Source organism: Variovorax sp. 22077 (assembly GCF_052044195.1).
GTDB classification, from domain to species: domain Bacteria; phylum Pseudomonadota; class Gammaproteobacteria; order Burkholderiales; family Burkholderiaceae_C; genus Variovorax; species Variovorax atrisoli.
This window is the reverse complement of record NZ_JBQEQC010000028.1, coordinates 18154-31768: the sequence shown is the minus strand read 5'-3', so window position 1 is coordinate 31768 and position 13615 is coordinate 18154. Positions and strand designations below refer to the sequence as shown.

The following is a 13615-nucleotide window of genomic DNA, read 5'->3' as shown; positions in this document are numbered from 1 at the left end:
CCTTGTTATGGGGCTGGATGGCGGCGATGCCTTCAGCTGCTCGCCGCCGTCTGTCGCTCGAGCACCTGCAGCAGGTTCTTCGCGGCGCCCACGCCCATGTTGACGTAGGCGTCGCTGGTCACGCCGCCGATGTGCGGGCTCAGCACGATGTTCTTCTCGCCCTGGAAGGGGTGGCCCGCGGTCATCGGCTCCACCGCGAAGCTGTCCAGCCCGGCCATGAAGACCTGGCCCGAGCGCACGGCCGCCAGCAGGGCCTCTTCGTCGATCAGCCCGCCGCGCGCGGTGTTGACCACGATCACGCCGCGCTTGCAGCGCGCCAGCGTGTCCGCGTTCAGCAATCCCCGGTTCTCGTCGGTCAACGGGCAGTGCAGCGAGACGACGTCGGACTCGGCCCAGATGGTCGCGAGGTCCGCGGCCTGCACATGGGCCGGCAGGTTCTTCGCGTACGGATCGAAGCCGAGCACGCGCATGCCCAGCGCATCGACCATGCGCGCGAAGCGCAGCCCGATGGCGCCGAGCCCGATCAGGCCGATGGTGCGGCCGCCGAGTTCGAGGCTCTTGTGCGTCGCCTTGTCCCAGTGGCCCGCGTGCATGCGTGCATCCAGCGGCACCACCGACTTCGCGCAGGCCAGCAGCAGCGCGAGCGCCTGCTCGGCCACCGCCGCCGCGTTCGCGCCCACGGCCGCCACCACTTCGATGCCGCGCGCCTGCGCCGCCACCTTGTCGATGGTGTCCGTGCCGCTGCCGTGCTTGGAGATCACCTTCAGGGAAGGCGCGGCGTCCATGACGGCCGCGTCCACCTTGCCGTAGCGCACGATGATGGCCACCGGGTCGTGCGCGCGGCACAGCGCGACGAGGTCGTCCTCGGTCGGCGTCTTGCCCGCATAGACGAGCTCGTGGCCTTCGAGCAGCTTCACCGCCTGCGGCGCCAGGTCGGCGCCAGTCACCAGAATGGCCGTCACAGCGTTTCACCTTCCTTCAGGACGCCGGCCGCACGCAGTGCGGAATCGAGCCACTTGGCGGCCGTGTCGCCTTGCTTGATGGCGGCGATGCGCGCGGCTTCGTCCTTCACCTTCTTCGCGGCCAGCGGCAGCAGCGACTCGATCTTCTCGCGCTCCACCACCACCACGCCGTCGGCGTCGCCGATGACGAAGTCGCCCGGGCGCACCGTCACGCCGCCGAGCGACACCGGATGCCCGATGCGCCCGCCGACGCTCTTGGTCGGGCCGTTCGGATTGGTGCCCGTGCAGAAGACCGGGAAGTCCATCTCGTCGATCTCGATGCTGTCGCGGCAAGCGCCGTCCATCACCACGCCGGCGATGCCGAGCTGGCGGCAGGCGGTCATCATGATCGTGCCCATGAGCGCGGAGCTGAGGTCGCCCTTGCCGTCGATGACGAGCACGTCGCCGGGCTTCGCCATGGCGATGGCGGCGTGGATCATCAGGTTGTCGCCAGGGCGCACTTCCACGGTGATCGCGGTCCCCGCGAGCTTCATGCGGGGGCGCAGCGCCTTGATGCGGCCGTCCAGCGCGCCGCGGCGGCCGGCCACGTCGGCCAGGATGGCGGGCTGGAACTCGGCCGCCTGCGCCACGATGTTCGCGGGCACGCGCTCGAAGTCGCGAATGACGTCGGGAAGGGGAGATGACATGGGGAAACCTTCTTGGGTGGTGGATTGGGGGTAGATGGAAAAGGCGAGGCTCATTCGGGCTTGATGCCCGCGTCCTTGATGACCTTGGCCCACTTGGCCAGGTCCGCTTTCTGGGTGTCGGCGAGCTGCTGCGGCGTGCTGCCCACGAGGGTGACGCCGAGCTTGTCGGCCATCGCGGCGATCTCGGGGTCCTTCAGATGGCGCACCACCTCGGCGTTGAGCTTCTGGACCACGGCGGCGGGCGTGCCCGCCGGCGCGTAGAGCGCCTGCCACTGCTCGACCACGAAATCCTTGAAGCCGGCCTGGCCCATGGTGGGCACATCCGGCAGTGCCTTCAGGCGCGCGGCCGAGGTGACGGCCAGCGCCCTCAGCTGGCCACCCTGGATGTGCGGCAGCGCCGCGGCCACCGGCGCGAACATGAAGCTGGTGTGGCCGGCCAGCACGTCCTGGATGGCCGGCGTGTCGCCCTTGTACGGCACGTGCGTCATGCGCGTGCCGGTCTGCAGGCGCAGCAATTCGCCCTGCATCTGCAGGATGGTGCCGCTGCCGCCGGACGCGAACGACAGTTCCTCGGGCCGCGCCTTCGCCTGCGCGACGAGGTCTGCCACGGTGCGCATCGGCTGCGCGGCGCCGACGACCAGCACGTGCGGAATGGTCCCGATCAGGGTCACAGGTGCGAAGGCGCCGACGGGGTCGTACTGCATCTTCTGCAGCAGGTTCGGCACGATGGCCTGCGGGCCGATCGAGGTGCCCAGCAGCGTGTAGCCGTCGGGTGCCGACCGTGCGACGAACCCGGAGCCGATGGTGCCGGTGGCGCCGGCCTTGTTGTCGACGATCACCGTCGTGCCCAGCGATGCGCCCAGGCGCTGCGCGATGGCGCGGCCCAGGATGTCGGTGGTGCCGCCCGGCGGGTAGGGCACGACCCAGGTGATGGGCCTGCCTGTGGGCCACTGGCCCTGTGCGAGTGCGGGCATCGACGCCGCGGCGAGCGCGGCCAGGCCCAATGCGCCGAAGCGGCGCCTGTGCATGCGGGTCATGTTGTTTCCGTGGAAGAATCGTTCTGTTCGTCGAAGCCGTAGAGCGCGGCCGGGTTGTCGACCAGCACGCGGCGCAGGGCGTCCGCTGTTGCGGTCCAGCCGGCGAGCAATGCCATCTGCTGCGCGTCGTCGGGCATGGCCTGGTGGCCGGCACTGGCGCTGGCGTGCGGCCAGTCGCTGCCCCACAGCACGCGCTGCGGCGCGGCCTGCAGGAAGCTCCTTGCCAGCGGTGCCACGTCCGCGAAGTGCGGCGGGCCTTCCTCGCTCACTATGTAGCTGCCAGAGAGCTTGATCCATGCGCGGCCCGATGCGAGCAGGTGCAGCACCAGCGCATGCGCCGCGTGCCTGCCGGCCATCGACGGTGCGAGCCGCCCGAAGTGGTCGAACACGATGGGCACGGGCAGGTCCTCCAGCACATCGGCGAGCTGCGCCAGCAGGGGTGCTGGCGCGAGCAGCTGCAGGTGCCAGCCCAGCGGCGCGATGCGCCTTGCCAGCGGTGCGATCTGCGCGGCGGTATTCGCGACGCCGAGCGAGAGATTGAGCCGGATGCCGCGCACGCCGCAGTAGTGCAGCGAGCGCAGTTCGTCGTCGCCGATGTTCTCGTCGATGACCGCCACGCCCCGCGCCCGTGTGCCGAATGCGACGAGCGCATCGCGCAGGGGGCGGTTGTCGGTGCCGTAGGTGGAGGGCGTCACGAACACCACGCGCTCGGTGCCGGTGCGCTGCTGCAGTTGGCGGTAGTCGTGCGCGGTGGCGTCCGGCGGCGTCAGCTTCGCGCCCGGTGCCGGCGGATAGCGCGAGTCGTACAGGTGCACATGGCAGTCGCAGGCGCCCGGCGGAACCTCGACCGGCGCGCGTCCGTGCCCGGCAGAGAAGGGCGCGGTGGGCATGGTGGGCGAACCGGTGCCCGCGACGACGGAGCCGGACATCGGAATCAGTCCAGTCGGACGCCCGAGGCCTTCACGATCGCGCCCCAGCGCACGCCGTCGGTGCGGATCAGCGAGGCGAACTTCTCCGGCGGGCCGGACAGCACCTCCGCGCCCTGCGCCGCGAGCTTCTTCTGCACCTCGGGCGTGGCGAGGGCCTTGTTGAAGGCCGCGTTGAGCTTCGCGATCGCGTCCTTCGGCATGGCCGCGGGGCCCGCCACGCCGAACCAGGTGACGGCCTCGAAGTCCTTGTAGCCGGCCTCGACCATGGTGGGCACGTCGGGCAGGTCGCGGTTGCGCTGCAGCGAGGTCACGGCCAGCGCGCGCAGCTGTCCGCTCTTGATCTGCGCGATGAGCGTCGGCACCGACGACACGTACAGCTGGATCTGCCCGCCGACCAGGTCGGTCATGCCCTGCGACGCGCCCTTGTACGGCACGTGCGTGAGCTGGATGCCTGCGATCTTCTGGAACTGCTCGGTCGCGAGATGGGCCACGGTGCCGTTGCCCGAGCTCGCGTAGTTGAGCGCGGTGGGCTTGGCCTTCGCTGCGGCGACCACGTCGGCCAGCTTCTTGTAGGGCGAGGCGGAGGACACGACCACCACCAGCGGCGCCGATGCGATCAGGCCGACTGCCGCGAGATCCTTCACCGGGTCGTAGGGCAGCTTGGTGTAGAGCGACGGATTGATCGCGAGGTTGCTGGTCTGGCCCAGCACCAGCGTGTAGCCGTCGGGGCTGGCCTTGGCTGCCGCGTCGACGCCGATGTTCCCGCCCGAGCCGGGCTTGTTGTCGATCACGATGGTCCAGCCTTCGGAGGTCGCGACCTTGTTCGCCACTTCGCGCGCGATGATGTCCGTTCCGCCGCCCGGCGGGAACGGCACGATGAGCTTGATCGGGCGCGCCGGATAGGCCTGCGCCGCCGCAATGCCCGAGGCGAGAAGAAGGGCGAGGCCGAGGGCCGCGCGGCGGGGAATGGAGCCGAGGCTCGAGGTACGCATGGGTGTGTCTCCTTATCGTTCGTTGCCCACCTGCAGGCCGTGCTGCGAGGCGTGGAGCGACTTTAGGTTTGCGTTCCATTCCATACAATGGTGGTCCACTGAACGGACCTTGGACCACTGTGTGAAACAGAATTCGAAAGCCGCATCCGTGCGCAAGGAAGTGATCGAGATGCCCCGCGAGGCGGATGCCGAGGCCTCGGGCGGAGTCACCGCCGTCATCCGTGCGCTGCAGTTGCTCGACACCTTCGGCATGCAGGACGAGCACCTCTCGCTCGCGGAACTCACGCGTCGCAGCCAGATGCACAAGACGACCGCGCTGCGCCTGCTGCGCACGCTGGCGCTCGTCGGCTACGTGGTTCAGCGCGAGGACGGCGGCTGGCGGCTCGGCCCCGCGGCCGGCTGGCTCGGCGCCCGCTACCAGGCCAGCTTCGATGCCAACGGCGTGGTCGAGCCGATGCTGCTCGCGCTGTCGCAGGCAACGGGCGAGAGCGCCGCCTTCTACGTGCGCGAAGGAAATTCCAGGACCTGCCTTGCGCGCGTCGAAGGGCCGCAGCCCATCAGACACCACGCGCGCATGGGCGCGATGCTCCCGCTGGACCTGGGCTCACCGGGGCGCGTGATCCTCGCGTTCTCGGGCGAGCCCGGAAAGCTCTACGAGGACATCCGCAAGAAGGGCTACCACTACTCCATCGGCGAGCGCGAGAAGAACGTGGCCACGGTGTCGGCGCCGGTCTTCGGGCTGCGCTGGGCGCTGCTGGGCTCGGTGTGCATCTCGGGCCCGGCGGACCGGCTGCCCAAGCCCAAGCTGATCGGCCATGCCAAGACCATCATGAAGGCTGCGAACGAACTCTCCTACGCGCTCGCGGGCCGGCCCACGGCGCAGACGCCCGCGGTGGTGTCGACCTGGCATCCCTGAAGGGAGGGCTCAGGAACTCTCGCGCTGCTCGATGTGGAACGGAATCAGCACCGTCTCCGCAGGCGGCCGATGCCCTTCGCGCGTGCCGTCCATCACCCGCAGCAGCAGTTCTCCCGCCGCCTTGCCGATGCCCACGCAATCCACCGCGACCGTGGTGATGCGCGGATGGCAGGCGCGTGCGACCTCGAAGTCGCCGAAGCCGGCGATCGCGATGCGCCCGGGCACTTCCCAGCCGCGACGCTGGCATTCCATCAGCGCGCCGAAGGCCGAGAGGTCGGAGACACAGATCACCGCATCCACGTCCGGCCACTGGCGGATCAGTTGCGCCACGGCCTCGCCGCCCTGCGCCATCGAGATCGGCGGCTGGCCGAAGCTGATGACGCGGCCGTCGGGCAGGCCCAGTTCGCGGATCGCATCGGCATAGCCGCGCTGGCGGTCGGCGCCGCGCGTGTCGCGGTTCGAGGTGCCGCCGATGAAGGCGATGCGCCGGTAGCCCTTGGCGTGCAGGTGGCGCACCATCGCGGCGGCGGCCTCGGCGTTCGAGAAGCCCACGGTGTGCCCGATGGGCGCGGCCGGCAGGTCCCAGGTCTCGACCACCGGCACGCCCGCTGCCTGCAGCATGGCGCGCGCGGCCGGCGTGTGCGAGCCGCCGGTGAGGATCACGCCCTCGGGCCGGCGCGCGAGCATGGCGCGCAGCAGGCGCTCCTCGGTCTCCACGCGGTAGTCGGTGTAGCCCAGCAGCACCTGCAGCCCGCGCGCCTCCACGGCGGCGGTGATGCCCTGCGCGGTCTCCGAGAAGTTGGAGTTGTTGAGCGAGGGGATCAGCACCGCGACGAAGCCCGACCGCTTGCTGGAGAAGGTGCGCGCCGTCTGGTCGATGACGTAGCCCATCTCCTCGCAGGCCTGCAGGATGCGCTGGCGCAGCGCCTCGGAGGTCACGCGGTCGCTGCTCGCGCTGCGGTTGAGCGCGCGCGACACGGTCATCTTCGACACGCCGACGCGCGCGGCCACGTCGGCCATCGTCGCGGGGCGGGTGAGGGCTGGGGCGGGGGCTTTGGTCGGTGGCAAGGCGCTTCTTTCTTTCTCTCTCGGAAGGCGGGAAAGGCGGGTTCGAGGATATGCGACGAGGAGCGGACGGCGTGAGATACCGATAACCATATCGAAGCCAGAATCGACGAGCGAAGAATACCGCCAATGGCGTTGAAAGAAGAATGAAATGGTGACCTCGCCGCATACGGGTAAAGCCTGAGTTACCGGTATCTTTTTGATGCCACACTGCGAGCCCAAGTTCAGGGAAACCAGCGCCGTGGCCATGACCATCGAAGTCTTCGACTCCCGTTTCGCTCCCGTCGCCCAGGGCGCAGGCCCGCTCGAACGCCTGTGCACCGGCGCCGTATGGAGCGAAGGGCCGGTGTGGATGCGCGAGGACGGCTCGGTGCTGTGGAGCGACATTCCCAACAACCGCATGCTGCGCTGGCACGCCGAAGACGGCATGAGCGTCTGGCGCGAGGGCGTGGAGTTCACCAACGGCCACACGCGCGAGGCCGACGGGGCGCTGCTGCATTGCTCGCACGGGCTGCGCGCCATCGTGCGCACGCGCTTCGCGGGTTCCGGCGAAGGCCTGCAGCCGCTGCCCGACGAAGTGGTGGTCGACCGCTACCAGGGCCGCCGCCTCAACTCGCCCAACGACATCGTCGTGAAGCGCGACGGCAGCATCTGGTTCACCGATCCGCCCTACGGCATCGTCTCCGACCGCGAGGGGCACAAGGCGCAGAGCGAGCTGGGCCGCAACCACGTGTTCCGCTTCGACCCCGCAAGCGGCGCGCTGCGCTCGGTGAGCGACTTCGTGGAGGAGCCCAACGGCCTGGCCTTCTCGCCTGACGAGCGCATCCTCTATGTGAGCGATACCTCGGCCGCGCTGCGCACCGACGGCTCGGGGCACCACCACATCGTCGCGTTCGACGTGATCGGCGGGCAGGACCTCGCGAACCCGCGTGTGTTCGCGGTGGTGAACCCGGGGCTGGCCGACGGCTTCCGCGTCGACGTGCACGGCTTCGTCTACACCAGCAGCGCCGACAGCGTGCAGGTCTACCACCCCGACGGCACGCGCCTTGCGCGCATCGCGGTGCCGGAGAAGGTGGGCAACCTCACCTTCGGCGGGTCCGACGGCGACGAGTTGTTCGTATGCGCCTCGGCCTCGCTCTACCGCATCCGGCTGAACACGAGCGGAGCGGTGCGCGCATGAACACGCCGCTGCTGCAGTTCCGGGCCGTGAGCAAGCGCTTCGGCGGCACGCAGGCGGTCGACAAGGTCACGCTGGACGTGCGTTCCGGAGAGATCCTCGCGCTGCTGGGTGAGAACGGCGCGGGCAAGTCCACGCTCATCAAGCTGCTCGCGGGCATCCACGCGGTGGACGACGGAGAGATTCTTTTCGACGGCCGGCCGCAGTCCGAGTGGCGGCGCGGCGACCGGCGCGAGCAGCCGGTGGCCTTCATCCACCAGGACCTGGGCCTCGTCGAGTGGATGACCGTGGCCGAGAACGTGGGCCTGGGCACCGGCTACCCGCGCCGCTTCGGCCTCATCGACTGGAAGTCGGCGAACGAGACGGCGCGCCGCGTGATGGCGCGCGTGGGCTGCGACATCGACCCCGGCCGCCGCGTGTTCTCGCTCACGCGCGCCGAGAAATCGCTGCTCGCCATCGGCCGCGCGCTCGAAGTGAAGGCGCGGCTGCTGGTGCTCGACGAGCCCTCGGCCAGCCTGCCGATGAGCGACGTGGAACGCATGTTCGCCGTACTGCGCGAGCTGCGCCGGCAGGGCATGGCGATGATGTACGTGTCGCACCGGCTCGACGAGGTGATGGCCATTTCGGACCGCGCGGCCGTGATGCGCGACGGCAGGCTGGTCGCGGTGAAGACCACGGCGCAGACCAGCGAGGGCGAACTGGTGGGGCTGATCGTGGGCAAGGCGCTCTCGGCCTCGGTGCAGAAGGCGAGGGCGCCTGCGCGCAGCGAACCCGTGCTCGAGCTCGAGGGCGCCGCCAGCGGCAACGCCGGCCCGCTGAGCCTGTCCGTGCACCGCGGCGAGGTGCTCGGGCTCGTGGGCCTGCGCGGCGCGGGACACGAGGCCATCAGCCGCGCGATCTTCGGGCGCGAGCCGCTGTCGGCCGGGCGCATGCAGCTGCTGGGCAGGGGCTGCGGCTTCAGCTGCCCGGCCGATGCGATCCGCGCGGGCGTGGCCTACGTGGCCGGCGAGCGCCTCGAGGAGAACCTGGCCGGCTCGATGAGCGTGCTGGAGAACCTCTTTCCCAATTCGACGCTGCATGGCGACCACGGCCTGGCCTTCGACCGGCCGCGCCGCGAGAACGAGGGCGCGCTCGCGCTCATCCGCCGCTTCGACATCAACCCGCCCGCGCCCTCGGCCGAAGTGCAGCAGCTCTCGGGCGGCAACCAGCAGAAGGTGGTGCTGGCGCGCTGGTTCCACCTCGACAAGCCGCTGGTGGTGCTCGAGGAGCCGACCGCGGGCGTCGACGTGGGCGCCAAGCGGCAGATCTACGGCGTGCTGCGCGAGCGCGCCGAGGCCGGCACGGCGCTGGTCGTCGTCTCCACCGACTTCGAGGAGATCGCGACCGTGTGCACACGCGTGCTTGTCTTCCGCGACGGGCTGATCGCGGCCGAGCTCACGGGCGAGGCGATCACCGTCGAAAGACTCCTGGCATTGGCAGCAGGCGCGGCGACGCGCGAGGAAGTTCCCGCATGAGCAGCTCGATCAAGTCCACGGCGCTGGAGCCCGACAAGTCCCTCGACGGCGAGGCCGTCTCGCTCGCGCAGAGCCTCGGGCGCGCGATGCCGGTCTACGGCCTCGTCGTGCTCACGGTGGCGCTCGCGCTGCTGTTCTCGGTGCTGCTGCCCGAGACCTTTCCGACGCTCTTCAACCTGCGCGCGATCCTGGCCGACAAGTCGGTGATCGCACTGCTGGCGCTGGCCGCGACGATCCCGATGGTCACCGGCAAGATCGACCTCACCGTGGGCTACGGCATCGTGCTGTGGCACATCCTCGCGATCAGCCTGCAGACGCAGCTGGGCCTGCCGTGGCCGGCGGCGGTGCTGGTGGTGCTGCTGTGCGCGGCGCTGTTCGGCGTGCTCAACGGGCTGCTGGTCGAGCTCGCGCAGATCGACTCCTTCATCGCCACGCTGGGCACGGGCACGGTGATCTACGCCATGGCCATGTGGCACAGCGGTGGGCGGCAGGTGGTGGGCGAGCTGCCCGATGGCTTCGTGGGCATCGCGGGCGGCAGCCTGCTGGGGCTGCCGGTGGGCGCGTTCTACGTGCTCGCGGTGAGCCTCACGCTGTGGGTGGTGACCGAGTTCACGCCGCTGGGCCGCGCGCTGTACGTGATCGGCGCCAACCCGAAGGCGGCGCAGCTCAACGGCATCTCGGTGCGCAGGCACGTGATGGGCGCCTTCGTCGCCTCGGGGCTGCTGTCGGGCTTCGCGGGCGTGCTGCTGGCCTCGCGCCTGCAGATCGGGCAGGCGAGCGTGGGGCTCGAGTTCCTGCTGCCGGCGCTGGTGGGCGCGTTCCTCGGCTCCACCACCATCCGGCCCGGCCGCGTGAACGTGTGGGGCACGCTGGTGGGCGTGGCCATCCTCGCCATCGGCATCTCGGGCATCCAGCAGTTCGGCGGTGCCTTCTACGTGGAGCCGCTCTTCAACGGCCTGACGCTGCTGGTGTCCATCGGCATCGCGGGCTGGGCGCAGCAGCGGCGCAACCGCTCGATCAAGCGGCGCATCGCCGAGCGGCAGCTCGATCAAGCGCAACCGGTTACCCCAACGCCGTCGGAATGACGGCCCACTACGACGACTGGAGACAAGCATGAAGAAGAGTGTTCCCGCGCGCACCGTCGCTGCCGCGGTGCTGGCGCTGTGCGCAGCCGCACTGGCGCCGAAGGCCATGGCCGACGACTTTCTCGATGCCGCGAAGAAGAAGGTCGAGGTCGCGACCATGACCAAGGAGAAGTGGGACGGTCCCACCGCCGGCCCGAAGGCCGCGGCCGGCAAGACCATCGTCTTCGTCGCGGGCGACATGAAGAACGGCGGCATCGTCGGCGTCAGCAAGGGCGTGGAAGAGGCTGCCCGCGCCATCGGCTGGACGGTGCGCGTGATCGACGGGCAGGGCACGGTGAGCGGGCGCACGGCCGCGCTCAACCAGGCGCTGGCCGTCAAGCCCGCGGGCATCGTGGTCGGCGGCTTCGACACCACCGAGCAGAAGGCCGCGTTCGCGGGCGCGGCCAAGTCGGGCATTCCGCTGGTCGGCTGGCACTCGGGTGAGCAGCCCGGCCCGAACGAGAAGGCGGGCCTCTTCGCCAACGTGACCACCGTGACCGACGACGTGGCCGACGTCGCCGCCTCGTGGGTGGTGGCAGATTCCAACGGCAAGGCCGGCGTGGTGATCTTCACCGACTCGCAGTACGCCATCGCGCTCTACAAGGCGCGCGCGATGGAAGCCGTCATCAAGAAGTGCGGCGGCTGCACCGTGCTGAGCTTCGAGGACAGCCCCATCGCCGAGAGCTCCACCCGCATGCCGCAGCTCACCACCGCGCTGCTGCAGCGCTTCGGCGACAAGTGGACGCACTCGCTGGCCATCAACGACCTGTACTTCGACTTCATGGGCCCCTCGCTCACGGCGGCCGGCAAGAAGGGCGACGGCGCGCCCAAGGCGGTGTCGGCCGGCGACGGCTCGGAGGCGGCCTACCAGCGCATCCGCACGCAGCGCTTCCAGGCCGGCACCGTGCCCGAGCCGCTGAACATGCAGGGCTGGCAGATCGTCGACGAACTCAACCGCGCCTTCGCCAAGGAGAAGTGGTCGGGCTACGTGCCCAAGGTGCACCTGGTGACCGTGGGCAACGTCGGCAAGGACGGCGGGCCGAGGAACGTGTTCGACCCGGACAACGGCTACCGCAACCAGTACAAGGCGATCTGGGGCAAGTAGGGCGGGGGCCGCGGGGAGGCCATGAGGGCCTTCAGCGGATTTCCCGGTGCATGAAGGTCGCGTTGTCGATGACGTTGTGCATCTCCAGCCCGCGCTTGTCGAACAGCTTGATGTCGGTGCTCGCAGGCGTGTAATCAAGGATGCCGAAGTTCTCGCGCTCGCCCGTGAGGTAGTACTTGGTGACGAAGGCGCCCGAGGACACCACCTCGAACATCTTCGTCTCGCCGGCCGGCGGCAGGAAGGCGTTCTCGTGGATGTCGCCGGTCAGGAAGATCGACTTGCGACCCTGGATGATCGCGCGGAACCTGGCGTAGTCGTCGCGGTAGCGCATCCAGCCGTTGCCGGTCGCGCGGATCGGGGTGCCGGCGCAGATCAGCACGTAGCCCTGCTCGCCGGCCAGCTCCTGCTTCAGGTAGTCGAGCTGCTTCTGGCCGAGCAGTGGTTGGGCGTCGCCGGGCTTGTCGCTGTACCAGCGGGTGTCGAGGAAGATGGCCTTGCCGATACGCTGCTGCTCGTGAATCAGCGGAATGGAGTAGTAGATGCCGTCGACAGCCGGGTCGAGGTGCGCCGGGTTGTTCAGCTGCCCGATCTGCATGTACTGCGTGAAGAGCCGCCGGGTCTGCTGCTTCACCGCTGCGCTCACGTCCGAGCCGTGGGCGTTGTTCCAGGCGAAGTCGTGGTCGTCCCAGGTGCCGTACACGCCGCCGCCGTTGTCCTGCTTCTGGCGCAGCGCGTCGCGCAGGGCCTTGAAGTTCGCGACGTTCCACTGCGCTTCGTACTTGCCCTGCATCACGTCGGCGAACTTCGCCGCGTCCCACTTCGATGGCTCGCCCAGTCTGGGAAAGTAGTCCATGTAGATCTGGTCGCCCAGGAGGAACAGGTAGTCGGGCTGCTCCTGCGCGATGCGGTCCCAGACGTGCTGGTAGCCGTCGGGGCCGGGCTTGAAGTTCATGCACGACGTGAAGGCGATCTTCATGGGGGCTCCTCTTCCGCCGGTCTGGGCGCCGGGTTGAGGCGGATCATAGGCAGCGGCCGCGCGCTGTCCCTCCGCAGAATATGGGATGGCGCCGCGCCCTCAGGCGCGCTCTTTCTTGAGCTGGCGCAGCGCCGACTGGGCGTGGGCGACGAAGCGGTTCGCCAGCTGCGAAGCCGCGAAGTTCTCGTTGGTCACCGCGAAGATGTCGAAGGAAGGCGCGTTGCGGATCGGCCGGAAGCTGAGCCTGTCGGTCATGCAGCCGCGCGCGGTGAGGTCGTCCACGATGGCCACGCCCGCGCCTGCCGCGGCCAGGGCGCATGCGCTCTGGCCGGCGCGCACCTCGATGCGGGCATCGGGCTGCAGCCGGTGCTGCAAGCACCAGTCGGCAATGATGCGGCCCTGCGGCGTGTCGGGGCTGAAGGAGATCATGCGTTCCTTCAGGATGTCTGCCGGTGACAGCGTGCGCCGCGCCTCCAGCGCATGGCCGCGCGGGAACACGCCGGCCAGCGTCCACTGGCCGATGGGGCGGGAGCTGAGCAGCGGATCGTCGATGGCCAGCGTGGAGATCGCCACGTCGGCCTCGTGCGCGGCGAGGCGCTTCACCATCTCCCTCGCGAGCAGCACCTCGAAGTAGATGCGCGCCGACGGGAACTCCTCGCCCAGTGCGGTGAGCGCGCGCGGCACCATGTCCAGGCCCGTGCTGGGGCTGCACAGCACGCGCAGCGTGAGCATCTTGCCGTCCTTCAAGGCCTGCGCGCAGTCGTCGATGCGGGCCACGCCGCGATACACCTGCTCGACTTCGGCGAAGAGCGCCTGCGCTTCCGGCGTGGCCAGCAGCCTGCCCTTGCGCCGCTCGAAGAGGCGCAGCCCCAGCTGCAGTTCGATGTGCGAGAGCATGCGGCTGATGCCCGGCTGCGAGACGTGCAGCGAGCGTGCGGCATCGGTGACGGAGCCGGCCAGCATGACGGCGCGGAAGACTTCGATCTGTCGGAGGTTCATGACATCGCCCATTCCATCGGCGTGATTCGATAACGCGATGTTATGGCGTTGCCACGTGTTGGTATTTGCCGGGAGCACGGCCGCTTCCTAGCATCGGACCTTCTTTTCCAGAACAACCAGATCAAGAGGCAAA

The 13615-nt window shown here is 69.4% G+C and carries 13 protein-coding genes; 5 read left to right on the top strand and 8 right to left on the bottom strand.

All coding sequences use genetic code 11. The features are described from left to right. Positions 1-32: 32 nt before the first annotated feature. The 5 genes from ACTJLF_RS29845 to ACTJLF_RS29825 are packed head-to-tail and all read right to left on the bottom strand — an operon-like array spanning position 33 to position 4606. A complete protein-coding gene (locus tag ACTJLF_RS29845) occupies positions 33-962 on the bottom strand; it encodes an NAD(P)-dependent oxidoreductase (RefSeq protein WP_440884487.1) in 930 nt (309 codons plus the stop codon). After that, complete coding sequence (locus ACTJLF_RS29840) at positions 959-1648, bottom strand: RraA family protein (RefSeq protein WP_019657870.1); 690 nt, start codon at positions 1646-1648, stop codon at positions 959-961. The genes ACTJLF_RS29845 and ACTJLF_RS29840 overlap by 4 nt, the downstream gene beginning before the upstream one ends. A 50-nt stretch (positions 1649-1698) precedes the next feature. After that, a complete protein-coding gene (locus ACTJLF_RS29835; RefSeq protein ID WP_019657869.1) occupies positions 1699-2685 on the bottom strand; it encodes a Bug family tripartite tricarboxylate transporter substrate binding protein in 987 nt (328 codons plus the stop codon). Further along, positions 2682-3614, bottom strand: coding sequence for an amidohydrolase family protein (locus ACTJLF_RS29830; RefSeq protein ID WP_440884486.1), 933 nt, complete (start codon positions 3612-3614; stop codon positions 2682-2684). The genes ACTJLF_RS29835 and ACTJLF_RS29830 overlap by 4 nt, the downstream gene beginning before the upstream one ends. 5 nt (positions 3615-3619) lie before the next feature. Then, positions 3620-4606 (bottom strand): Bug family tripartite tricarboxylate transporter substrate binding protein, encoded by a 987-nt coding sequence (locus ACTJLF_RS29825; RefSeq protein ID WP_354412616.1) that lies wholly within the window; start codon positions 4604-4606, stop codon positions 3620-3622. 169 nt (positions 4607-4775) lie between these two features. Between ACTJLF_RS29825 and ACTJLF_RS29820 the strand changes: the two genes are divergently transcribed. Continuing rightward, complete coding sequence (locus tag ACTJLF_RS29820) at positions 4776-5522, top strand: IclR family transcriptional regulator (RefSeq protein WP_440884508.1); 747 nt, start codon at positions 4776-4778, stop codon at positions 5520-5522. 9 nt (positions 5523-5531) lie between these two features. On the opposite strand, the gene ACTJLF_RS29815 is transcribed toward ACTJLF_RS29820, so the two are convergent. Next, the gene (locus ACTJLF_RS29815) at positions 5532-6542 is read right to left on the bottom strand and encodes a LacI family DNA-binding transcriptional regulator (RefSeq protein ID WP_126183441.1); all 1011 of its coding nucleotides are present in this window, start codon (positions 6540-6542) and stop codon (positions 5532-5534) included. A 292-nt stretch (positions 6543-6834) separates the two neighbouring features. On the opposite strand from ACTJLF_RS29815, the gene ACTJLF_RS29810 reads away from it, so the two are divergent. From ACTJLF_RS29810 to ACTJLF_RS29795, 4 genes are read left to right on the top strand one after another with little or no spacing between them, the layout of a single operon-like run. Beyond that, on the top strand, positions 6835-7767 hold the full coding sequence (locus ACTJLF_RS29810) for an SMP-30/gluconolactonase/LRE family protein (RefSeq protein WP_126183205.1): 933 nt from the start codon (positions 6835-6837) through the stop codon (positions 7765-7767). Beyond that, positions 7764-9278 (top strand): sugar ABC transporter ATP-binding protein, encoded by a 1515-nt coding sequence (locus ACTJLF_RS29805; RefSeq protein WP_440884485.1) that lies wholly within the window; start codon positions 7764-7766, stop codon positions 9276-9278. The genes ACTJLF_RS29810 and ACTJLF_RS29805 overlap by 4 nt, the downstream gene beginning before the upstream one ends. Further along, complete coding sequence (locus ACTJLF_RS29800; protein WP_440884484.1) at positions 9275-10363, top strand: ABC transporter permease; 1089 nt, start codon at positions 9275-9277, stop codon at positions 10361-10363. Before ACTJLF_RS29805 ends, ACTJLF_RS29800 begins: the two co-directional genes overlap by 4 nt. A 28-nt stretch (positions 10364-10391) precedes the next feature. Beyond that, positions 10392-11507 (top strand): ABC transporter substrate-binding protein, encoded by a 1116-nt coding sequence (locus ACTJLF_RS29795; RefSeq protein WP_019657861.1) that lies wholly within the window; start codon positions 10392-10394, stop codon positions 11505-11507. 31 nt (positions 11508-11538) lie between these two features. Here ACTJLF_RS29795 and ACTJLF_RS29790 read toward each other — a convergent pair whose 3' ends face one another. Together ACTJLF_RS29790 and ACTJLF_RS29785 are read right to left on the bottom strand one after the other, a co-directional pair. Next, positions 11539-12483: an alkaline phosphatase D family protein gene (locus ACTJLF_RS29790; protein ID WP_440884483.1), complete on the bottom strand. Its 945-nt coding sequence runs from the start codon at positions 12481-12483 to the stop codon at positions 11539-11541. A 99-nt stretch (positions 12484-12582) separates the two neighbouring features. Beyond that, positions 12583-13482: a LysR family transcriptional regulator gene (locus ACTJLF_RS29785; RefSeq protein WP_165940878.1), complete on the bottom strand. Its 900-nt coding sequence runs from the start codon at positions 13480-13482 to the stop codon at positions 12583-12585. Positions 13483-13615 lie beyond the last annotated feature (133 nt).